21 protein-coding genes are annotated in these 22154 nt (G+C 55.3%); 4 read left to right on the top strand and 17 right to left on the bottom strand.

Features of this window, described 5'->3' with window-relative positions:
- Positions 1-8 precede the first annotated feature (8 nt).
- From GRI36_RS08065 to GRI36_RS08045, 5 genes are all read right to left on the bottom strand, one after another.
- Entirely contained in the window at positions 9-938 is a 930-nt protein-coding gene (locus GRI36_RS08065; protein ID WP_160597995.1) for a sulfotransferase domain-containing protein, read from the bottom strand.
- 362 nt (positions 939-1300) lie between these two features.
- Complete coding sequence (locus GRI36_RS08060; protein ID WP_160597994.1) at positions 1301-1642, bottom strand: hypothetical protein; 342 nt, start codon at positions 1640-1642, stop codon at positions 1301-1303.
- A gap of 49 nt (positions 1643-1691) precedes the next feature.
- Positions 1692-2171 (bottom strand): glutathione peroxidase, encoded by a 480-nt coding sequence (locus GRI36_RS08055; protein ID WP_160597993.1) that lies wholly within the window; start codon positions 2169-2171, stop codon positions 1692-1694.
- A 27-nt stretch (positions 2172-2198) separates the two neighbouring features.
- On the bottom strand, positions 2199-2873 hold the full coding sequence (locus GRI36_RS08050; RefSeq protein WP_160597992.1) for an ABC transporter ATP-binding protein: 675 nt from the start codon (positions 2871-2873) through the stop codon (positions 2199-2201).
- Complete coding sequence (locus GRI36_RS08045; RefSeq protein ID WP_160597991.1) at positions 2866-4107, bottom strand: lipoprotein-releasing ABC transporter permease subunit; 1242 nt, start codon at positions 4105-4107, stop codon at positions 2866-2868. Before GRI36_RS08045 ends, GRI36_RS08050 begins: the two co-directional genes overlap by 8 nt.
- Positions 4108-4316: 209 nt before the next feature.
- Between GRI36_RS08045 and purF the strand changes: the two genes are divergently transcribed.
- From purF to GRI36_RS08030, 3 genes are all read left to right on the top strand, one after another.
- Positions 4317-5786 carry an amidophosphoribosyltransferase gene (gene purF, locus GRI36_RS08040; RefSeq protein WP_160597990.1) on the top strand — a complete coding sequence of 490 codons (1470 nt, stop codon included), beginning with the start codon at positions 4317-4319 and terminating at the stop codon, positions 5784-5786.
- Positions 5783-6493, top strand: a complete 711-nt coding sequence (locus GRI36_RS08035; RefSeq protein ID WP_160597989.1) for an SDR family NAD(P)-dependent oxidoreductase — start codon at positions 5783-5785, stop codon at positions 6491-6493. The genes purF and GRI36_RS08035 overlap by 4 nt, the downstream gene beginning before the upstream one ends.
- A 163-nt stretch (positions 6494-6656) precedes the next feature.
- Positions 6657-7007, top strand: a complete 351-nt coding sequence (locus tag GRI36_RS08030) for a PilZ domain-containing protein (protein ID WP_160597988.1) — start codon at positions 6657-6659, stop codon at positions 7005-7007.
- 87 nt (positions 7008-7094) lie between these two features.
- Here GRI36_RS08030 and GRI36_RS08025 read toward each other — a convergent pair whose 3' ends face one another.
- The 6 genes from GRI36_RS08025 to GRI36_RS08000 form a co-directional block, all read right to left on the bottom strand.
- Positions 7095-8297: a serine hydrolase domain-containing protein gene (locus tag GRI36_RS08025; protein ID WP_160597987.1), complete on the bottom strand. Its 1203-nt coding sequence runs from the start codon at positions 8295-8297 to the stop codon at positions 7095-7097.
- A gap of 23 nt (positions 8298-8320) precedes the next feature.
- Positions 8321-9589, bottom strand: a complete 1269-nt coding sequence (locus GRI36_RS08020; RefSeq protein ID WP_160597986.1) for an SAM-dependent methyltransferase — start codon at positions 9587-9589, stop codon at positions 8321-8323.
- Between the two features lie 37 nt (positions 9590-9626).
- A complete protein-coding gene (locus GRI36_RS08015) occupies positions 9627-11018 on the bottom strand; it encodes a cryptochrome/photolyase family protein (RefSeq protein ID WP_160599132.1) in 1392 nt (463 codons plus the stop codon).
- Positions 11019-11127: 109 nt separating this feature from the next.
- Positions 11128-12135 carry a metal-dependent hydrolase gene (locus tag GRI36_RS08010; RefSeq protein WP_160597985.1) on the bottom strand — a complete coding sequence of 336 codons (1008 nt, stop codon included), beginning with the start codon at positions 12133-12135 and terminating at the stop codon, positions 11128-11130.
- A gap of 12 nt (positions 12136-12147) precedes the next feature.
- Positions 12148-13197, bottom strand: a complete 1050-nt coding sequence (locus GRI36_RS08005; RefSeq protein ID WP_160597984.1) for a 2-oxoacid:ferredoxin oxidoreductase subunit beta — start codon at positions 13195-13197, stop codon at positions 12148-12150.
- 109 nt (positions 13198-13306) lie between these two features.
- The gene (locus tag GRI36_RS08000; RefSeq protein ID WP_160597983.1) at positions 13307-15223 is read right to left on the bottom strand and encodes a 2-oxoacid:acceptor oxidoreductase subunit alpha; all 1917 of its coding nucleotides are present in this window, start codon (positions 15221-15223) and stop codon (positions 13307-13309) included.
- A 173-nt stretch (positions 15224-15396) separates the two neighbouring features.
- Between GRI36_RS08000 and GRI36_RS07995 the strand changes: the two genes are divergently transcribed.
- On the top strand, positions 15397-15897 hold the full coding sequence (locus tag GRI36_RS07995) for an RNA pyrophosphohydrolase (protein WP_160597982.1): 501 nt from the start codon (positions 15397-15399) through the stop codon (positions 15895-15897).
- Between the two features lie 115 nt (positions 15898-16012).
- Here the strand turns inward: GRI36_RS07995 and GRI36_RS07990 are convergent, their stop codons facing one another.
- The 6 genes from GRI36_RS07990 to GRI36_RS07965 form a co-directional block, all read right to left on the bottom strand.
- A complete protein-coding gene (locus GRI36_RS07990) occupies positions 16013-16834 on the bottom strand; it encodes a tetratricopeptide repeat protein (protein ID WP_160597981.1) in 822 nt (273 codons plus the stop codon).
- Positions 16835-16985: 151 nt separating this feature from the next.
- Positions 16986-17489 (bottom strand): hypothetical protein, encoded by a 504-nt coding sequence (locus GRI36_RS07985; RefSeq protein ID WP_235902199.1) that lies wholly within the window; start codon positions 17487-17489, stop codon positions 16986-16988.
- Between the two features lie 72 nt (positions 17490-17561).
- Positions 17562-18755, bottom strand: a complete 1194-nt coding sequence (locus tag GRI36_RS07980) for an RsmB/NOP family class I SAM-dependent RNA methyltransferase (protein WP_160597979.1) — start codon at positions 18753-18755, stop codon at positions 17562-17564.
- On the bottom strand, positions 18752-19027 hold the full coding sequence (locus tag GRI36_RS07975) for a hypothetical protein (protein ID WP_160597978.1): 276 nt from the start codon (positions 19025-19027) through the stop codon (positions 18752-18754). The genes GRI36_RS07980 and GRI36_RS07975 overlap by 4 nt, the downstream gene beginning before the upstream one ends.
- A gap of 6 nt (positions 19028-19033) precedes the next feature.
- Positions 19034-20488 (bottom strand): IMP dehydrogenase, encoded by a 1455-nt coding sequence (gene guaB / locus GRI36_RS07970; protein ID WP_160597977.1) that lies wholly within the window; start codon positions 20486-20488, stop codon positions 19034-19036.
- Positions 20489-20670: 182 nt separating this feature from the next.
- Positions 20671-22149, bottom strand: coding sequence for a M28 family peptidase (locus GRI36_RS07965; protein ID WP_160597976.1), 1479 nt, complete (start codon positions 22147-22149; stop codon positions 20671-20673).
- Between the last annotated feature and the right edge of the window lie 5 nt (positions 22150-22154).

Below are 22154 nucleotides of genomic sequence, written 5' to 3'. Positions count from 1 at the left end.
TCGGACGTTCAACTTAGGCCTGCAGAGTGACCATTTTGAAGCCAATCAGCATAGCCCGGCGGAAGCTTGCTCATTGCTTCGTCGTAGAGCGCCAAGTCTTCATCATCTAGCACTCCGACCCAGCGGCCATTGGTCCCCTTATGGATAAAGCTATTAGCACCGCCTTTGAACGCGAAGGCGATGTTCTCCCCAACCACTTTTGACGGGTCTTTCTTGACCTCCGCAAATGTGCAGCGTTTGACGACATCGGCCCACATTTCGTCAGGAACTTCGATTTCGAGATATGCGGCGATGTCATGCATCTGACCATCCAAGTCCGACAACAGGTCGTTGAAATGCACCAGCTTGACATTGGCTTGATGGCGATGATTCCAAAAAGTCAGTGCATAGCTCAGGTGCGACCAATACGGATAACCGCCAACTTCCCAATCGAACCAGCTCCGCGTAATCCAATCCCGCCAGATTTGTTTCACGTCTCCGCCAAACCTTGGGAATTCATCACCGACACGACCTGGAATCCCGTTTGCCGTAGCATAAAATTCATCGGTGTGACTGCCCCAGTGGTTCAGCAGTGACATGAACACATCTCTTGGATCGCGGCTCACACATAGATACTTTGCCTGAGGATAATAAGGCAGTCCATCGAGAGGTGTATGGGTCTTGATATAACGGCGATGCTTCTGCGCTTCGAGCTGTCCGAGCACCATCTCCAATGGAAATGGACGAAAATCGAGCCAAGGTGAAATTACCGAAGCAGGACCCGGCAGTTCCCCTGTCGGGAACAAGAGATTACCAACTATGGTCTGCATCAACGTGGTCCCAGCCTTATAGGACGTTGCGATGATAATATCGTCGTCGCGCGGTTCAAACCAATTCCAGCGCGTCGAATCCAAATGATGGTTTTGGTATATGTGTGACCGAGTTGGTTGGTTGGACATTTGAATTTCCGCCTACAGGACGCGACCCCTGATTCCAACTTGCTAAAGGAACGCCCCAAGTTTCACAATGCAGCCCCGTCGATTAGGTCCCATTTTTGGGCTTCACCCCACGTCCGCTTACCACCCAGAGCAAGATTTTTTCCTAGAAACATCGCAATCGCTAAGTGTCGCATGATCTTTCAATTGTCGGCCGGTCGCTTAATTTTCGACAGTGCCAGAGCGTGGAAAATGACGCTCGCGGCGGAAGTCTTCGGCTCCGACTCACAAATTTATCGATCCTACGTAAGCAGTTATCAGGCTGGCCAAGGATAACTCAGCAAGAATGAAGTCCTGTCCCCACCTAGATGACAAATTTCAGGGAGTTAGAAGCCACCCTCTTCCGCTTTCGCCGCAGCGATTTTTTTGCGAGTGTCGCGGATGCTCGAATATGCGCCATAGATGATAAGCGCGGCGAGGAAAATCCACACCCAAACCGGAATATTATTCCCAACAACCGCCAGATAGAGATAGGCAGACACGAAGAAGAAACCTGCACACATCGTCGGCAGAACGGTCGATTTGCCGACCTTCGCGTTGCGCACAAGCCAGCCGATGCAAAGCAAGAAAAACGGGATAGCCCCGATATAGATGCCGCCAAAGATATAGGGGTTCACCCCGTACTCGGCACCGAGCGACAGGAACCACTGATTAAACGATTCGAGCATTACGCCCTCCAATTATGTAGCATGCCGTTCGGACGCGCAGGCCGATTGGTTACAGCAGTTTTGCAATATCTTTTTCAATCCGCGCAGGAGTATCAGTCGGGGCGTAGCGCCGCACGACTTTACCTTCACGGTCGATCAGGAATTTGGTGAAGTTCCATTTGACGGTCTTGCTCCCCATCAGCCCAGGCGCTTCGCCCTTCATCCAATCATAGAGCGGGCTGGCACCAGCGCCGTTAACTTCGACCTTGCCCATCATCGGGAAGGTGACATCATAGGTCAGCTTGCAAAAACTGGCGATTTCTTCGGCATTACCAGGTTCTTGCGCGCCAAATTGATTGCAAGGGAATCCGAGCACCTCAAAACCCTTACCCTCAAATTTTCGGTGTAGCTCTTCCAAGCCTTCATATTGCGGCGTGAAACCGCATTTGCTGGCGGTGTTGACCACGAGCAAAACCTTGCCCAGTTTCTCCGACAGATCGAGTTCGGTTCCGTCAGGTTTCTTGACGCTAAATTCTGCAATCGTGGTCATACATTGTCTTTCTCAAAAAGGCGGAGTTTAGCCGAGCCGGCCTTCATGCAGCCTTAGCACACGGTCCATCCGCGCTGCCAGCCGCTCATTATGGGTTGCGACCAGAGCGGCACTGCCCAATCCGCGGACTAGCCCGAGGAATTCCTCGAACACCTTATCTGCAGTTGCTTCATCGAGATTGCCAGTCGGCTCATCCGCCAGCACCAATTCAGGCCGATTTACCAAGGCACGGGCGACTGCAACCCGCTGCTGCTCACCCCCGGAAAGCTGGCTCGGCCGGTGAGTCAGGCGGTGCCCCAAGCCGAGGGAATTGAGCAATTCCTCAGCGCGTTTCTCTGCTTGAGCGCGAGGCTTGCCGACGACCAGTTGCGGCAGGACCACGTTCTCCACCGCGTTAAAATCAGGCAACAAGTGGTGGAACTGATAGACAAAGCCTAGATGGTTGCGGCGCAGTTCGGTTCGCCCATCTGACGGCAGTGACGAGGCGTCTGTGCCGCCGATTTCAATCGAGCCGCCAAATCCGCCCTCCAGTAAGCCGACCGCCTGCAGCATCGTCGATTTACCCGAACCCGAAGGCCCCAACAGTGCGACGATTTCACCCGGTTCGATCACCAGATCAACTCCGCGCAGCACATCGATTTTGATGCCGCCTTGTTCGAAAGAGCGGGTCAGCCCGGTCAATTTGACGACAGGATTACTCATAACGCAGCACCTGCACTGGATCTGTATTGGCAGCTTTGTAAGCCGGATAAAGCGTCGCGAGGAAGCTGAGAACCATCGCCAGCAAGCAGATGCCTACGACCTCCGCCGGATCAACCCGCGCCGGCAATTCAGTTAGGAACCGCACCGATGGGTCCCACAAAGCCTGGCCAGTGACCATCTCGAAAAAGCTCACGATGGCTTGGCGGAAATAAAGAATCAGAAAACCGAGAACTAGACCGCTTAGCGTCCCGAAGGCGCCGATTACGGTTCCTGTTGTAACGAAAATTTTCAGCACATTGCGCCGCGTCGCACCCATGGTGCGCATGATTGCAATGTCGCGTGTTTTTGCGCGAACCAGCATCACCAGGGACGACAGAATATTAAACGCCGCGACGAGCACGATCAGCGAAAGAGCAAAGAACATTGCAGCGCGTTCCACCTCCAACGCTTCAAAAATACTCGAATTCAGCGTGCGCCAGTCGTTAATTTGCGCCCTGCCCTGCAACTTTGCTTGAAGTGGCTGCAGGATGCGCCCGACATCTTCGGCATCGGTGGTCATCACCTCAATCAAGCCAATCGTATCGCCCGTCAGCAGCAATGTCTGCGCGTCCTTGATCGGCATAATCACAAACACTTGGTCAAAATCATACACGCCGGTTTCGATTAAGGCGGCAATTTCATACCCAACCTGCCTGGGCACTGTGCCAAATGGAGTGGAGCGCCCTTGAGGGTTGATGATGGTGATTATATCGCCAATCTGCGCGCCCAGCTTTATTGCCAGCCGTGATCCAATCGCGATTTTGCCCGCTTCTGGTTTTAGTTGCGACAAATTGCCAGCGACCAGATTCTCACTAAGCTTTGCGATGTCTGCCTGTGTATTGCCGCGCAAATTAATTGCTTCGGCGCGGCCATTGAAGGTTACGAGTAACGGCTGTTCAATCAGAGGAGATGCGCTGGTGACATCGGGTGTCTCGCGCACTTCTTCCAGCAATTGCTCCCAATTATCAAGTCTTCCGCCGTAACCCTGAATGATCGCATGGCCATTCAAATTGACGAAGCGATCAAGCAATTCGCCCCGAAAACCATTCATCACGCTCATCACAACAATGAGCAAAGCGACGCTTAGCATCACTACGCCGATGCTGATGCCTGCGACGAGCGCGATAAAGCCCTCGCCCTTCCCAGGCATCATGTAGCGTTTGGTTACTGTCCATTCGAATGGGGAAAGGAGCAAATTGGTTTCGCTTCTGTAACTGGCCGATATCAAGGGTGTCAGGTCGCTTGTTTAGGCAGTGTTTGCTTTCGCTGCAATGAAATGCGCCGCGCCACCAGTGGAAATTGCCAAATAGGGGGCCGATTAAGGCCAGCTGACACTTGTAATTACCCGTTAACACGGCCATTGAGCGGCGCTCGGCGGCCATCACTCGGGCGGTAAAAAAATCCATGAACTTTATTCACCCGTTTTATGATGATAATGGCGATAAGCTGCGCGAGGAATGCGGCGTCTTTGGTGCAATCGGGGCGCAATCCGCTTCGGCAGTAACCGCACTTGGCCTCCACGCCTTGCAACACCGCGGACAAGAGGCTGCGGGTATCACCAGCTATAATGGTGACCGTTTCTACTCTGTGCGCGGCACCGGTCACGTCGCTGATAATTTTTCCACCGAAGAAGCATTAGCAGAATTGCCTGGCCATATGGCAGCAGGACACGTGCGATATTCTACGACTGGCGGATCAGGCCTGCGCAATGTCCAGCCGCTTTATGCAGATCTTGCCTCGGGCGGATTTGCGGTTGCACATAATGGGAATATTTCAAACGCGCGTTCGTTGCGTGACGGGCTCGTCAGCAGGGGTTCAATTTTCCAGTCGACTTCCGACACCGAAGTCATCATCCACCTTGTCGCAACTAGCCGTTATCCTACGACAATAGACCGTCTGGTCGATGCATTGCGCATGCTTGAAGGGGCCTATTCGCTAATCGTGATGACGCCCGAAGGGATGATAGCTTGCCGCGACCCCCAGGGCATCCGGCCATTGGTGATGGGTAAGCTTGGCGATGCAGTTGTGTTTGCCAGCGAGAGCGTAGCGTTTGACGTAATAGGGGCAAAGTTTGAGCGCGAGGTTGAGCCCGGCGAATTAATCCATGTTGGCTTTGACGGAGCAGTAAAATCATTGCGGCCGTTCGGCAATATTGCCGCGCGCCCATGCATTTTCGAACATGTCTATTTCAGCCGCCCTGATTCAATTTTCGTTGGCCAGTCTGTTTACGAATCGCGCAAATCAATTGGTCAGGAACTGGCATCTGAAAGCCCTGCCGATGTCGATCTGGTCGTTCCTGTGCCCGACAGCGGTGTTCCAGCGGCAATCGGTTATGCCCAGCAATCGGGCGTGCCGTTTGAATTAGGTATTATCCGGTCTCACTATGTCGGGCGGACCTTCATCCAGCCATCACAAGGCGCGCGCACATCAAGTGTCTCGCTGAAGCACAACGCCAATCGCGCTCTCGTTGAAGGCAAGCGGATCGTACTTATCGACGACTCGCTCGTCCGCGGAACAACTAGCATCAAGATCGTCCAGATGATGCGCGATGCTGGCGCATCAGAGGTTCACTTTCGTGTCGCCAGTCCACCTTTTGCGCATAGCTGCTTCTACGGCGTCGATACGCCCGAGCGTAACAAGCTGCTTGCGGCCCGGATGGAGATCGAACCGATGCGAGAATATATCGGCGCCGACAGTCTGGCGTTCGTATCGATAGACGGACTTTATCGTGCGGTGGGTCTAAAGGGGCGTGACGCCGCTTGTCCGCAATATTGCGATGCTTGCTTTACCGGCGATTATCCCACCCCGCTAACCGACCAAGCGATCAAACGTGACGGTGATGCGCAACTCTCCTTTGATAAGGTCGTTAGATGACAAATACCGTTGCGCTCGATGGCAAGCTCGCCCTCATTACCGGTTCGAGCAAAGGCATTGGCGCGGAAACCGCCAAGGCGCTAGCCGCTGCGGGTGCGCATGTTGTGCTCACTGGACGCGATGTGAAGGCGCTCGAAGCAGTGGAGGATGAAATTCATGCTCTCGGCGGGCAATCGACAATCGCTCCGCTTGACCTCGGGGAGCCCGACGCCATTGTCCGGCTTGCCGGCGCGATTGCAGGCCGCTGGGACAAATTGGATATCCTAGTTATTTCAGCAGCTTATCTGCCAACTTTAACGCCGGTTACGCAGATTGACCTTAAGCAGTTCAGCCAAGCGATAACGACCAACCTATTGGCCACTCAGGCGTTGCTAGCGGCGTTTGACCCGCTGCTGAAGCGTGCAGAGAATGGCCGCGTAATTGGCCTGACAAGCAGCGTCGGCAACGAAGCACGAGCCTATTGGGCAGCGTATGGTTCGACCAAGGCAGCGTTTGAATCGTTGCTCGACAGTTACGCGCAGGAAGTCGAGAAGATCGGAAATGTGCGCATTGCCATAGTCGATCCAGGCGCAACCCGCACCGCCATGCGCGCAAGAGCCTATCCCGGCGAAGATCCGGCCACGGTCAAAGCTCCTGATGTCGTCGCAAATCGGATCGTGGAACTGCTCGGCGAAGACTTCCCAACTTCGTACCGGATTCGGGTCTAATCTGCCCTCGTAAAAAGCTGACCCAGCGCCGGGTCGACGTAAACATTGCTTAACCAATTATCGCAACGTCTTTGTAAGTAGAAACGGCCACTTTGTGCAAAGCCTATCCGGTATTCTGTCGGTAAGGTTTCTGGTTAGTCTTCACCCAACAGGGGCACATTCAATGGTCGTCGACACACATGACAGCTATGCATTGGCAGCACAGGAAGATCGCTGCTCTCCGCGCACAAAACTGACTATCCCCGCGCAGCTGCGTGCGTCTGGTGGGCGCGCGTTCCAAACTGTGGTGCAAGATCTGTCGATCTCGGGCTTTTCGGCATCAGCAATTAGCCGAATGCATCCTGGCCAGCTGTGCTGGATTACACTTCCCGGCCTCGAATCGCTTCAAGCAGAAGTTGTATGGTGGGATAATTCAGTTGTCGGCTGTGCATTCATGGAGCTGCTTAGCCCAATCGTGCATGACAATATTTTGGGCCGCTACAGCCCCAGCATGGTCTACCGCAGCACTTTGTAAAGCAGCGCTCCACCGTGGGCGACATAGCACATTGCAGCGAAAGGCGAGCCATCCCCTGCCCTGATGGCTCGCCTTTCTTTGTCGGAGTTAATTATTAGCTGCAGCCAGCTTCGTATCAACCGCATCCTGAACCGCTCGGTAAAACGCAATCCGCTGCTCGCCTTCTGCGCCTTGCCCTGATGCAACCGGCCAATTGCCGTTGGACGCGATCACTAATTTGCGAGCCGGATCGATAAAGATGCCCTGGCCAAAAATTCCCTGCGCGGCAAAGCTGCCATCGTCATAAGTCCACCATTGGAAGCCATAGCCACGGCCCGGCATTCCAATTTCGGCTTGGCTCGTGGTTGCTTCGGCCAACCAGTCGTCGGGGACGACCTTCTCACCGCCCGCAACAGCTCCATTCATTATGAACTGCCCGAAACGGGCATAATCACGGGTCGAAGCCTGAATGCAGCAACCGCCAATTTCATGACCAGTCGAACCCAGAAGCCAGGTAGCGTCCTGTTCCATTCCGAACGGCGCCCAAACTTTTTCGGAAAGATATTCTGCAAGCGGCTTGCCGGAAGCCTCGCTTACCAGCACACCGATCAAATTGGTTTCGCCAGTCTTATAGACCCATTTGCTGCCAGCAGGCGCCTCACGCGGTAAGGTCTTCATATAGCTTACGGTGGCGTCCTCGCCGTCCGGCGCCTCGTGCTCGTTAAACAGCGCAACATCGGATTTGGGATCGGTGTAGTCTTCGTTCCACCGTACGCCTGATGTCATGGTCAGCAACTGGCGAACTGTCACATCGTCATAAGCTGACCCCTTGAGGTCGGCGATATAGTCGGTGACCTTGTCGTCCAAGCTCTTAATGTGACCGTCTTTCACAGCTGCGCCAACCATGGTCGAGGTCAGGCTCTTCGCGACAGAAAAACTGGTCCACTTACCTTCAGCCGCGAAGCCAAGACCGTATTTTTCCAATACAATCTTACCATCATACACGATCACCAAAGCAGCAGTGCGTTGCTCCTTCATATATTGGTCAATGTTGGTGGCTATCGGGAGGGCTTCACCTGCAGGCAGCGGATAGATTGTGTTACCAGATTCAATCACCCGCGCCTTGGCCAAAACCGGTATTGCATCCAGCGTGCGAAAAGCCGCGTCGCGCTGTTCGGTTGACCAAAACAGCACGTTGCGATCTGTCGGCAAATTGGCGAGCAGATTGCGTTGATCCTCGTCAAGCGAGGCCCATGTGACGGCTCCGCCGCCCAACAAGACAGCCAGTATGCCGATGATCCACTTTTTCATTATCGTTCCTCTCTCCCTGCGAGTTAGCGCGCTGGCTTGACCAGCGTCACCTGGCTCACATTAATTCCACCAGCGCGAAATCCGCCCTCACAATACATCAGATAATAACGCCACAGGCGAATGAAACGAGCGTCAAAGCCTTCTGGCAAACGGCCTTCATCAACCGCCCTGTCAAAATTCTCCCGCCAAATCCTGAGCGTTTCGGCATAGTCCTGCGCAAAGTTCTCCTGATTTTCCCATGCGAGACCACGCTCTGCGGCTAACTGTCTGAACTCGCTTTCACGGATGAGCAAACCACCGGGGAAGACGTATGCTTGGATGAAGTCTGCGCTCGCCGCATAGACATCAAACAATTCGTCATTGAACGAAATGAACTGGATTGCCGCACGTCCGCCGGGCTTTAGGTTACGCGCGATGCAGTCAAAATAGCTGGGCCAATATTCGCGCCCGACCGCTTCGACCATTTCAACGCTGACAATGGCATCAAACTGACCGTTTGTATCGCGGTAATCCTGCTTTCGAAACCCAATCGCCGGCTCTTGCCGTTCACGAGCCCAAGCCAATTGCTCTTCGGACAGACTGATAGCGGTAACTGCGGCACCCCGATGTGCAAAATAATTCGCCAAAGCGCCCCACCCGCAACCAATTTCCAACAACGATTCAGGACTGCCCAATCGATCTGCCAGATGATCCCATTTGCGTTTCTGTGCTGCTTCCAAATCGTCCGCATCAGACTCGTCGCCGGAAAAAATCGCGCTGGAATAGCTCATCGTCGGATCGAGCCATTGCGCATAGAAATCATTGCCGAGATCGTAATGCGCATGGATATTGCGCTCCGAACCGGCCCTGCTGTTGCGGTTAAGCCAATGCGCAACCTTCGAGGCCCAGCGGAACGGTCCCTTGGCTCGGCCCGTTTCACCTAGAGATTTGGCATTGTGATTGAAGGTTGCGAAGACAGTGACAGGATCGGGACTTTCCCATTCTCCCGCTTCCCATGCCTGATACCAACCGACCGAACCATTCGTCGCAAGCCGCACAACGCCGCGCCAATCATTCAAATGGACAATTGCGTCAAACCCGGGCGCATGGCCGCCCAGCAGCCGAGTGGTGCCGTCGGGCAAATGGCCAAGGATTGACCCCGCCTTCAAACCCTGATCAATCCGGTCGAGAATACGGTGAATGCTGGGCGCAATTATTCGCCCGATCAGGCCCGAAAATCCATGAGGCTTACGCTCGAACCGCGTCCCGCCTTCAATCAAGGCTTTGCCTCTGCTTGCACTCTGAGAATTCATCGCGCTGCTATGACGCGGCGTGCGTGTCGCGGCAAGCCTACTTCCCCTTCATTTGTCGGTAAGCTGCAAGAGCCCTTTCCCGCGCCTCGCGATGGCCGATCATCTTGGCGGGATAGTTTTTTGGCCGGCAGCCATGCTCTTCGGGATCATGGATATAAGGCGCGTCCAGGCTCGCCAATTCGGGCACATATTCACGGATATACCCAGTGGCATCGAATTTCTCAGACTGGCTCAGCGGTGCCATGATCCTGACAAACATATTGCTATCCACCCCGGTGCCGCTGACCCATTGCCAATTGGTGCCATTGGACCCGTAATCGGCATCGACCAGACAATCCCAGAACCATTGTTCACCGTGTGTCCAATCGATCAAAAGATGTTTGACGAGGAAACTGGCGCAAATCATCCGCACACGGTTGTGCATCCAGCCAGTCTGCCACAATTGCCGCATGCCTGCATCGACAATGGGGTAGCCTGTCTGTCCGCGCTGCCACGCTTCCAAATCCTCCTGAATCAGATGCCCGCGATTGGGATTGCGCCAAAGGCCGTCATCATAACCATCACGGTAGCTTTCCTTGGCGTAAGCTGGAAACTGGCAAATGACATTTTGCGCATAGTCGCGCCAGATCAGTTCCTTCTCGAACGTCTTCCACCCTTGGCTGCGCTTATCCTTGAACCGGTGCCATATTTGCACCGGAGTGATCTCGCCGAAATGAAGGTGCGGCGACATACGGGAGGAACCGTCTTTTGAGGGCAAATTGCGAGACTCATCATAATCAGCGACATGGTCCTGCCACCAATTCAGCCGATCAAAAGCAGCGTCAAAACCCACTTCCCAGAAGTCGTGCAGCCCACCCGACCAATCAGGCTTCGTTGGCAGCAGATGCCAGTCGGCCAAATCGTCGCTATCCGGCCAGCTATCGGGCAATTGGATGGCTTCGGGATCGGGCAGTTCATCGCGCGGCGGCATTTCGGCGAGAATAGCTTTCGAAAACGGCGTGTAGATTTTGTACGGATCGCCCGATCCGGTAGTCACATGGCCCGCAGGAAACAGATAATTTCCGTCATACAGTTGCAAATCGAGCGTTTCAGCCAGTTTGCCCTGCGCCTTGCGCCACCACGGCTCGTAATGCCGGATCGCGTGGATAGTTTCTGCACCCGTTTCCTCGGCGACCTTGGTAAGTTCCTCCACCGCATCGCCGCGCCGTAAAATCAGCCGCGAATTACGCTTGCCTAAAGACTTGGCCAAATCCTCCAGCGAATGATGCAGCCACCACCGGCTCGCCCCGCCATAGGCATGGCTTCCCGCCGCCGCATCATCCAGCACATAGACCGGTATGACCGGCCCGGCTTGCGCGGCTGCAAACAACGCGGGCTGATCTGCAAGGCGAAGATCACGGCGTAGCCAGACAATTTGTGGTTTGGTCATCATCCTTCTTTCCCCTCTCGTCGTCATTGCGAGGCGACGCAGTCGCCGTGGCAATCCAGAGCATCCCGCTCGCCAGTCTGGATTGCTTCGCTACGCTCGCAATGACGGTTCAGCGCACGGGAAGTTCCTCACATTTCACTTTGGGCAAAGCAACGCTGAAGCGATCACGGGCAAGAGGGTCATAGAAACGGGCATCGCGGAGAATGACAGAGCCGTCATCGGCGCGCTCAGCAAAGGGTGCTCGGGACCAGAAGAGGAAGGCTTCGGATTGCGAACCGCCAGTCGCTAGCTCGCTCTCATTTGGCCAGCCACAAGGTCGGTTGGTGATAGGTCGCGCCTCCCATGGGCTGGGCACAACATTAACGGGTATGACGAAATAACGATTCTTTTGGCCCGATATGAGTTCTCTCCCAAATGAATTGAATGGAACTGGGGATGCAATCATCTGCGTGGTCGGAATAAACGGCTTCGGCCCCAATCCATTCTTTGCTGTCGGCACAACTTTCTGATTGATGCCATAGGGCACAAACGATGCATTGGTGAGAACCCAATTTGCCAGAATATAAGTGAGCGACAGCAGTATTGCGGAGACGGCTGGCCAACGCCCACTTTTGCCGCGCTTCTCCCGCCGCAGCGAGAACCACACCGCGAAGCCCATGATCGCCCATAGCCACACATCGATAATGAACAGCGTATCGCCATAGAACCACTGGCTCGAAAACGGCTCCAACAGGCGGATGCCGTAGACGTTGAGCCAGTCCATCGCCGGATGCGTCAGACAGCCGATGAAACTCAGCAGAAACAGCCATTTGAAGCTAACCGGCAGCCGACCCTCGGGCCGCCCGAACCGTCTTTGGCCGCGCTTCGCCTGCCAGCGGTCAAAACCGTAGAGTATCCCCGCCAATATCAGCGGCAGCAGCACCAGCGCTGGCGGGCCATGCGTGATCCCGCGCCGGAAACCGAGATGCCCTACTCCCTCAAGCCAAAACAAACACGCCGCATCGACATCGGGCAAGTTCGCGCCGATAATCAGCGCAGGCATGGCAAGCCCGGTCTTACGTTTGAGCCCAGCCTGACCAAGCAATGCCCCAACGAGCGAGTGGGTTAGATTGTCCAAGCGCTTAGCCGATCAATCCGTCGGATGGCCCTCATTTGCTTCGACAGTCCATGTCTGCCCCTTGGCCAGCAACTTGGCCAGATTGGCCTCCTTGCCTGCAGAAGATTTCGCGCGCTCTTCGATCACGGCTGTTTCGAAAGTCGGACGCGGATCGTCGTAGATTACTCCAAGCGCCATCGGGAATGGTCCGAACTGCATTTCGATCAGCAAATGCGCCATGGTGCGGTTGGTTTGGTCGTGAACCATCACCCCTGCCGCTTCCCAGTCACCATCCGCCACATCGACAACTTTCAGCGCCATCGCCTCGCGGTCGAGCGCGAGGCCCTTGTCGAAACCGGCCTTTTCGTCACCAAACATCATCGGCTTGCCATGTTCCAGCCACAGCTGGCGGTCACCGGCACCCTTGGGCGCGGCAAAATCCTCGAACACGTCTTTATTGTAAACGATACAGTTCTGGAAAATCTCGATAAAGGCCGCGCCTTGGTGACCGTGGGCAGCCTTCAAAACGTCTGGCAAATTCTTCGAAACATCGAACCCGCGCCCGACAAACCGTGCGCCGGAACCCAGTGCAAAAGCACATGGATTGGCCGGATGGTCATAGGAGCCAATCGGGGTCGAAGGGCTCTTGGTCCCCTCGCGGCTGGTCGGGGATGATTGCCCCTTGGTCAGGCCGTAAATTTCGTTGTTGAACAGCATGATCTGCATATTCACATTGCGCCGCAGCACATGCATCATATGGTTGCCGCCGATACTAAGCCCGTCACCGTCGCCGGTCACCAGCCAGATATCGAGGTCAGGATTGGCCAGCTTTACCCCCGTCGCCACCGCAGGCGCGCGCCCGTGGATGGTGTGAAAGCCATAGCTTTCCATATAATAGGGGAACCGGCTGGAGCAGCCGATACCGCTAATAAATACGGTGTTCTTCGGATCACAACCAAGCTGCGGCAAAGTGCGCTGCACCGCCTTGAGGATCGCGTAATCGCCGCAACCGGGGCACCAGCGAACCTCTTGGTCAGTTTCCCAATCCTTCAGCGTGGTTTCGAATTTAACTGGTGCGTTCATGAGGTAATTCCTGATGTCACAATGCGTTCAATAGTACAAAAGCAATCACAATTTGGATTATGCCCACAACGAATATGATCTGAATGATGCGTTTGCTCATTACCCACCCTCACATCTCCGAACTAGGCAACTGAGTGCTGTTCACAGCAACCTCGCCGCCTTCATTGTCGGGGATGCCATCAAAATATTTGCCAATCGCTTCATCCAATTCGGCAATCGCGAAAGGTTGCCCGCTGGTTTTGGTCAGCGGGGTCGCATCGACGAGGAACTGGTCGCGCAGCACGGTTTTGAACTGGCCGGTGTTCATTTCGGGCACCAGCACATTGTCATAGCTGTGCAGCAACTCACCGAGGTTTTTCGGGAGCGGCCAGATGTGGCGAACATGGACATGGCTGACATCCAGCCCCTTGGCCCGCGCATTGGATACGGCGCGGCGGATCGGGCCATAGGTTGAGCCCCAACCGACCACGACCAGCGTGCCGGAATCGGTGCCGGTGGAAACTTCCTGATCGGGCACTTCCACGCCCAAAACCTTGTTCACCCGCGCATCGGTCATCGCCTGGTGGTTGTCGGGCGCGTAATCGATGTGGCCGGTGTCGATCTGCTTCTCGATCCCGCCGATACGGTGCATCAGACCCTCTGTGCCCGGCTTGATCCACGGACGAGCGCCCTTGGCATCGCGTTTATAGGGAAGCAGCTCTTCCCCGTTCTTTTCCTCAAGGAACTTCGCAGGGAACGGCGTGAAAGTCTCCGGATCGGGCACTTTCCACGGCTCGGCTGCATTGGCGATGTAGCCATCGGTCAGCAACATCACCGGCGTCATGTAAGTCGTCGCGATGCGCACTGCTTCAATAGCGACTTCAAACGCATCGCCGGGGCTGCAAGCGGAGACAACCGGCATCGGCGCATCGCCATTGCGGCCATAAATCGCCTGATACAGATCGCTTTGCTCGGTTTTGGTGGGAAGCCCAGTCGATGGCCCGCCGCGCTGGCTGTTGACGATAACCAGCGGAAGCTCGGTCATAATCGCGAGGCCCATCGCCTCACCCTTCAGCGCGATGCCGGGGCCGGAGGAGGACGTGATGCCCAATTGTCCGGCATAGGACGCGCCAATCGCGGCGCAAATCGCGGCAATCTCGTCTTCCGCTTGGAAAGTCGTGACGCCGAATTCTTTCAGCCGCGCCAGATGGTGCAAGATCGCCGAGGCGGGAGTGATTGGATAACCGCCAAAGAACATCGGCAGATCGGCCAACTGCGCACCCGCCACCAAGCCAAGCGAAATTGCCTCCGCGCCGGTGATCGTACGGTATAGGCCCGGTTCGCTTTGAACCGGCGGAATTGTCAATTGCTTGATCGGACCGGCAAGCTCGGCAGTCTCGCCATAAGCATGCCCGGCATTCAGCGCTGCGATGTTCGCGTCAGCAATTTCAGGCTTCGATTTGAACTTGGTCTTCAGCCAATCCTCAATCGGGCCGCGCGGACGGTCAAACATCCACAGCGCAAGGCCCAGCGTCCACATATTCTTGGAACGCAGCGCGTCTTTCTTACCAAGACCAAACGGCTTGACCGCTTCGATGGTCAGTTCGGAAATATCAAACGCCAGCACATCCCATTTGGCCAGCGTGTCATCCTCCAACGGGCTGACATCATACTTCGCCTTATCCAGGTTACGCTTGGTGAACTCGCCCGTGTCGATAATTACCAGACCGCCGGGTTTCAGCGCATCAAGATTGACCTTAAGGCCAGCCGGATTCATCGCAACCAGCACATCGGGCGCGTCACCCGCCGTGCTAATTTCGCGGCTGCCGAAATTGATCTGAAACGCCGAGACGCCAAACAAAGTGCCCTGCGGTGCGCGAATTTCTGCCGGAAAATCAGGGAATGTCGCCAGATCATTGCCTGCGAGCGCGGTCGACAGGGTAAATTGCCCGCCGGTCAGCTGCATCCCGTCGCCAGAATCTCCGGCGAAACGAACGACAACTGCATCAGGTGCTGTGCTTGAGGTTTCCTTGGCCTGCGTAGCCATCAAAATTCCTTTTCGTGCGCTGCTGTCGCGGCGCTAATTTCATTGTGACCCGCCACCTAGGTGGCGCGGCATGGTCTCGCAATGAAGTTTTTCTCCTAGTTTGGCAAAAAGTCGAGTGGAAAAGCGTGGGAACCGAGCTAGAGCCGAGCAACATAGTTCAAAGGCTGATTGAAATGAGTGAATTGAGTGGCACGCTGGGTTACCGATCATGCGTGGGCGTGATGCTGGTTAATGCCGCAGGTAAAGTGTTCGTCGGCAAGCGGATCGACAGCCGCGAAACGATGGGCACAGAGGATATGTGGTGGCAAATGCCGCAAGGCGGCGTCGATGCTGGCGAAGACCTCGAAGCCGCCGCATTTCGCGAATTGGCGGAGGAAACCGGTGTGCCACCTGTCAATGCAACGATCATCGCCCGAACCAAGGAACCTGTCCGCTACGACCTACCCGAAGAACTGATCGGCAAATTGTGGAAAGGCAAATATCGCGGGCAGGAGCAAGTATGGTTCCTGATGCGCTTTTCCGGCGACGATTCCGATGTCGACCTAAACGCGCACGATCCAGCCGAATTCGACGAATGGCAATGGGTCGATGCGCAGCAACTGCCAGACCTGATCGTTCCGTTTAAGAAATACGTCTACCGCACTGTTCTGGAAGAGTTTCGTGCGCTGATTTGAGGGGTTAGCTCGACGCCAACTTCATGATTACACTTTCTAGATTCGTCATGCCTACGAGAGTATTAAGCCAGAAAGGCATGAAACCCGACCTCAACTATATTGCCGTTTTTATGAGCTAGTCTGCTGTACAATGCCCATAGGTGCTGAAATCATTCAATAAAATCGGCCATTTATTCACAAAGCCTTTGGCACTTGTGATTTCCTCTGGAGTCATTTCGCTCTGAACATTGGTTAAGCCCGCTTGAGCTAATTGTTCGCCCTGTGCTGAAGCAAGGCTCCACCATATGTAGGCTCGCCAGTTGTCCTTTTTCACACCCAGCCCGCTATAATATAGGAAGCCAAGATCGGATTGAGCGGGTGCATGTTTTTGTCTTGCTGCCATTCGATACAAGCACAACGCCTCGGCAGTATTCTGCAGCATGTCCGGAATAGTGCCATATGGGCCAACTGCATACATAAAGCCGAGTTTGGATTGAGCGGTGACATTCCCTAGCTGTGCTGCTGCGTCATAGCTGGCCACAGCTGAGTCAATCTGCTGCTCCATCCCCCTGCCCTTTTCATACATTAAGCCGATTCTCAGTAGCGAGGGAGCATGCCCCCAAAGTTCTGTTGTGGCGATATCGTAATACTCGAATGCTTTCTTATAATCCTGTTCTACGCCTTTTTCACCGTATTCATATCTGAGGCCCAATTCGTAGGCATCATTTAAATCTGGAGATTGCGAAACATATTCCCAAATGTCCGGTTCATACTGGGAAATATGGAATATCCAATCGAAGGAGGGCTTGGAGACTAATTCCCTACCATTTGCCCATTTGAACATTGCCTTTGCCGCAGTTTCATCATGACTAGCCGCTTTTTCTGTTTCTGCATTCTGAGCCAAACCTGCAGCCGGAAGCATGGTTCCAACAAGTAAACTAATGGCCATGGCTATCATTTTTCGCAACAGTTCGCCCTATCTTGGTTAAAGGTTAACTCACGTTAAATTGCGTTCCATACTCAGTGTGGTGCTGCCAACTACTGGGCGTTAGCGCGCAAGAATTATGCAAGGCCGGGGTCCGAAAAAACCACCTCTAACCTAACCCCGCTCAATTCTGCGTAACCTGCGCATCTGGCATCACCGCTTCAGCGCGTAACACTTGCGGTTGCGGGCCGCGGGCGATGGCGGCGGCTAGGGTGCGGGTTTCTGTACAGCCTGAGCCGCACAGCGATTCCAGCCTGTCTAGATTGGTGCGCGCTTTGGCAATCGCACCTTTTTCAACCAAGGCTTCACCCTCCCCTGAAATTGCGGCGAGATTTTCGGGGTCGCGCATCAATGCTTCGCGGTAATAGGCGATGGCTTTGCCTTGCAGTCCTTCGCGGCGCGCTGCTTCGCCCAATTGGATGAACAGCGGCGTGTAGGCGGGATCAACCACCAGAGCCGCTTCGAACGCGTCGATAGCTTTTTGCGGCTGCCCTGCCTCAAGCGCTCCCTTGCCTTCTGCGATCAGCATTGCCGCACGCGGACTCGCCTCGCGGTCCTCTGCCACGCCAACACTCGCGGTCATTACGAGTGCGAGTGACAAGGCAGCGGCGGCAGGTGCGAAACGCATAATGAACTCCTTAGCGGCAGAGTATATCTTGGAATCGAGGACTGCCATGGGTCAAATGGTTAACACCAAAATCTATTGGGTGTAAGTCAACTGCGCGATAAAAAATCCGTCCGTGCCGTCATGGAACGGAGTCAAACGCGTTCCCTGTGCACCTTCTGCCCCGTGCGGACGGCCAATCGGTAAATTGAGCGGAGTGGCTTGCCATTGCTTGTTGCTCGCCAAAAACGCGGCAATCCGGTCCGCGCCTTCTTCGTTAAACAGCGAGCATGTGACGTAGATTATCCGTCCGCCCGGCTTCACCAAAGCGGCCGCGATACGAAGCAAGCGGCTTTGAATTTCGGCAAAGCGCAACAATTCGGATTTATCAAGCCGCCAACGCGCCTCGGGATTGCGGCGCCAAGTTCCAGTGCCCGAGCATGGCGCATCCACCAGCACCGCATCGGCCTTTCCCTTATACGCATCAAGCGCGGACAGTTCTTTGCCCGGGTCGAGCAATATCCGTTCAATCATGCCAGCCCCCGCCTTTTCAGCGCGCGGGCGGATGCGTGACAGACGGCCACGGTCAGTATCACTAGCGATCAAAACGCCGTTATTTTCCATCGCCGCAGCCAAGGCGAGCGTCTTGCCCCCTGCACCGGCGCATATATCGATCACGGTCTCACCTGGCTTTGCACCAACCGCAGTGCACGCCCATTGGCTGCCATGGTCCTGCACCTCGATCCGGCCATCAACAAATGCAGGCCATTGTTCAACCTGCGTGCCCGAGGGATATCGCAGACCGTTCGGCGCGATTAGCACTTCGCCCTCTAGCTCTAGGTCAAGATTCTCGCGGCCCGCCTTAAGCGTGTTGACGCGAAGATCGAGAGGGGCGCGGTCGAGCAGAGCCTCGGCTTCATCTCCCGAAACCCAGGAGCCGGACAGCCGCTTCACCACCCATGGCGCTGCAACGCCGCCAAGCGCGGGAATTTCCTTTGTTCCGATGGCTGGCGGCCCGTAATTGGATCCGTCGAATAACTGCGCCACTTCGGGTTCAACCTCGGCATAACGCAACATCGCAGCGCGGCCCGTTTCCGGAATCGGTCCGCACGCGCGAATTGCTCCGTAGATAAGTTCGCGAATAGCGCGGCGATCTTTCGAACCGGCATAGCGGTTATTGCGCGCCCATTCGGCAATAATCCGGTCGGCAGGCGCGCCTTTGCGGTCTGCTGCTGCGATGATCTGGTCGAGAATTGTTATTGCCGATTGAACGCGCGCTGAAGGGGTCATTTTTTGGTTCCAAAGTCACGTTCGAGGGCACGCCCGATTTCTAGGGTGAAGGCGTCGCGGATTTCTTCCGACTTAGGTATCTCAGCACAGGCGAATTGGTATTGTTTGCCATCAACTGAGGTAATATTACGCTCTAGAGCAAGCTCGTCGCCTCTGATTTCACACTCGTCGAGAGCGCGAAAAACCATCGGCTGACGCTGAAGATCGAATTCCCCCGGTCGGTCTGGATGCCATTCTATCAAGAACAGCATGAAGGGGATGATCTCGATCAACGCGCATTACCTCGTGGGGTAATTCGGGGCTTCGCGGGTAATCGCAACGTCGTGGACATGGCTTTCGCTCAGGCCTGCGCCGGTAATCCGGACAAATTTGGCGCGCTCGCGTAAATCGGGGATCGTGGCAGAACCGGTGTAACCCATCGCTGCTTTAACTCCGCCTACCAGCTGATGAACTACGTCCTTAGCCGGGCCTTTATACGGCACTTGGCCCTCGATACCCTCGGGGACAAGTTTGAGCGCCGAGACATCAGCCTGGAAGTAGCGGTCGGCACTGCCGCGCGCCATTGCGCCGACGCTGCCCATCCCGCGATAACTTTTGTAGCTGCGACCTTGATACAGGAATGTCTCGCCGGGCGCTTCCTCGGTGCCTGCAAGCATCGAACCAATCATGATAGTTGAAGCACCAGCGGCGAGCGCTTTGGCGGCATCGCCAGAGGTTCGCAAACCGCCGTCAGCGATGATCGGAACGCCAGCCTCTCGCGCGGCCTCGGCGCTTTCAAGAATTGCTGTTAGCTGCGGAACGCCGACACCAGCGACAACGCGGGTAGTGCAAATTGATCCCGGCCCGATGCCGACTTTGACGCCATCTGCACCTGCGTCAATAAGCGAGCGAGTTGCTTCAGCAGTTGCCACATTGCCCGCAACGATCTGGACTGTGCTGGACAATTTCTTAGCCCGTTCAACCGCCCTGGCGACATCTTTATTATGTCCATGCGCGGTGTCGATCATGATCACATCGCACTCTGCATCAATCAACGCTTGGGTCCGCTCAAAGCCCTTGTCGCCGACAGTTGTCGCCGCCGCTACCAATAGGCGGCCAGTGCCGTCTTTGGTCGCGTGGGGATAATTCACCGCCTTTTCAATATCTTTGACGGTGATCAAACCAATGCAATGATAATTATCGTCAACTACTATCAGTTTTTCAATCCGGCGTTGATGAAGCAATCTTCGCGCTTCCTCCTGCCCTGTTCCAAGCGGCACTGTGACGAGATTTTCAGTGGTCATCAGCTCGCGTACGGGCTGCTTGGGGTTTTCCGCAAAACGCACATCGCGGTTGGTCAGCATGCCGCATAATTTGCCGTCGCGGTCCGCAACAGGAATGCCGCTAATGCGGTTTATGGTCATCAGCGCCTGCGCGTCGCCCAGAGTCGCATCGGGACCGATCGTAATCGGATTGACGACCATGCCGCTTTCAAAACGCTTCACAGCGCGCACTGCAGCGCATTGCTCGGCAATATCGAGGTTACGGTGGAGCACGCCAATTCCGCCCATCTGCGCCATGACAATCGCCATATCCGCTTCGGTGACGGTATCCATCGCGGCGGAGATAACCGGAATATTTAGACTGATAGTGCGCGTGAGTTGTGTACTCGTATCCGCCATGCTCGGCAGAATGTCGCTTTCGGCCGGACGCAGCAAAACGTCGTCGAATGTAAGACCGAGAGGAATATCCATATGCGCCACTTTCAATCTTTCAAATAATCCGGCGCCTTTGCGCCTGATCCTCTGGATAAACCGACTCGCAATAGTCTCGCATCTGAGGATTCGTGGCGGTCCATGTAACGATGGTTTGTGACAGTCGCTAGTGTAGAACGCGGATTATGTGCGTTCAAAGTGCCGCAATGCGGCTGGCTGGGCTAAATCGCAGGTCCGTTTTGCGAGGGCAGGCTTGCAAAATGCCGTACCAAAGCGATGTGGAGCAGCATGTCTTCCGCCGCCCCGCCCAATTCTACTGACGCGACCCGGTCGGTGGGTCGGTGGTAGCGGTCTTTGGTGTAGCGGCCCATCAGTTCAGGCTGTGCAAAAGCGCTCGAAACCATGAGGCTGGGAACATCGCGCTGGAGCAAAATCCATCCATCCTGTCGCTGGATAAATCCGGCTGCAAACTGATCCTTGATCACATCGCGGCCCAATTGACCCGCAATGGCTTCAATCTGCGCATCTAATGGCGTTAATCCCGCGCCAACAATCGCGACCGGGCTGCCTCGCGGCGCGACGCCGATCGTGTCGATATTGAAGGCGGCGACAATGCTATCCAGCGGAATGGGCGGGTCACGGGTGAATGCAATTGCGCCAAGCAATCCCCATTCCTCGGCCGTGGTTGCTACGAAATAAACATCGCGGTCCAGCTTCGGCCCGGCCGCGAGCCGTTTGGCAATTCCGCTCAAGACAGCAAGGCCGCTCGCATTGTCGACTGCTCCGCTGCAAATTAGGTCGGTGGTTTGACCCCTGCCGCAACGACCAAAATGGTCCCAATGCGCCAATAGAAGAACAGCCTCGCCATCCGGGTTCGCCCCAGGCAATTTGGCTATAAGATTGTGCGTACGAACCGCGCCAGCCGCCGATGCAACTTCCATATCAGCGGTTACATTGAGCAATTTGGGACGGAATGCAGGGCTTTCGACTACGCCAAACAAAGAGCGAATCTGTTCAACCCCAAAAATCGCAAATGCGGCTTGTTCGCTCATAAAGCCATCAATTTGCGCGCCGCCCTCGCTCCCGGCAAGCCGATATGTACCCTTCTCACGGATTCCAGCCAATTGATCGAATTCCGCAGATTCCAGCACAATTGCCAGCACTGCCGCCGCACCATTTGCAAGCAGCGCCGTACGCTGCCGTTCGCGGGCCGGATGATCCCATATCATCAACGCGACTTTGCCTGTCAGCACCGAGGGTTCCAGCTCTGAACCCTGCGTTCCCACAAAAAGTATCGGCGCATCGGCAAGCAAGGCTCGTCTGCCCGATGTGAACAATTTGACTTGGCCATCGGGAACAGCGCGTACACGTGATCCTGTGCGAAATTTCATTGTCGCAGTTTCTGGAGCGCGAACCGCGAGTTCTACCGGAGCAAGCCATGGGTGGGCGGGATCGTTGGTGCCAGAGATCAGGCCAGCCGCTTCCCAAGTGTCTGCCAGATAGCGCAACGTCTTACGTTCGCCGTCGGTACCGGGGCGCCTGCCCTCAAATTCATCACTAGCGAGAATTTCGACATGCTGACGCAGCTCCGCCTCGATATCATCAAGCGTTTCAGGTGCGGGCTGATCGAGGCGCGCAGCATTGCAGGCGCTAAGCGATAGCGCGAACGCAACAATTGCGATCCAAAATTTGCGCCTCATTGTGC

The organism is Pontixanthobacter gangjinensis (assembly GCF_009827545.1).
GTDB classification, from domain to species: Bacteria; Pseudomonadota; Alphaproteobacteria; order Sphingomonadales; family Sphingomonadaceae; genus Pontixanthobacter; species Pontixanthobacter gangjinensis.
Note: the sequence above shows the minus strand (reverse complement) of the source record. Positions and strands in the feature narration are given on the sequence as shown.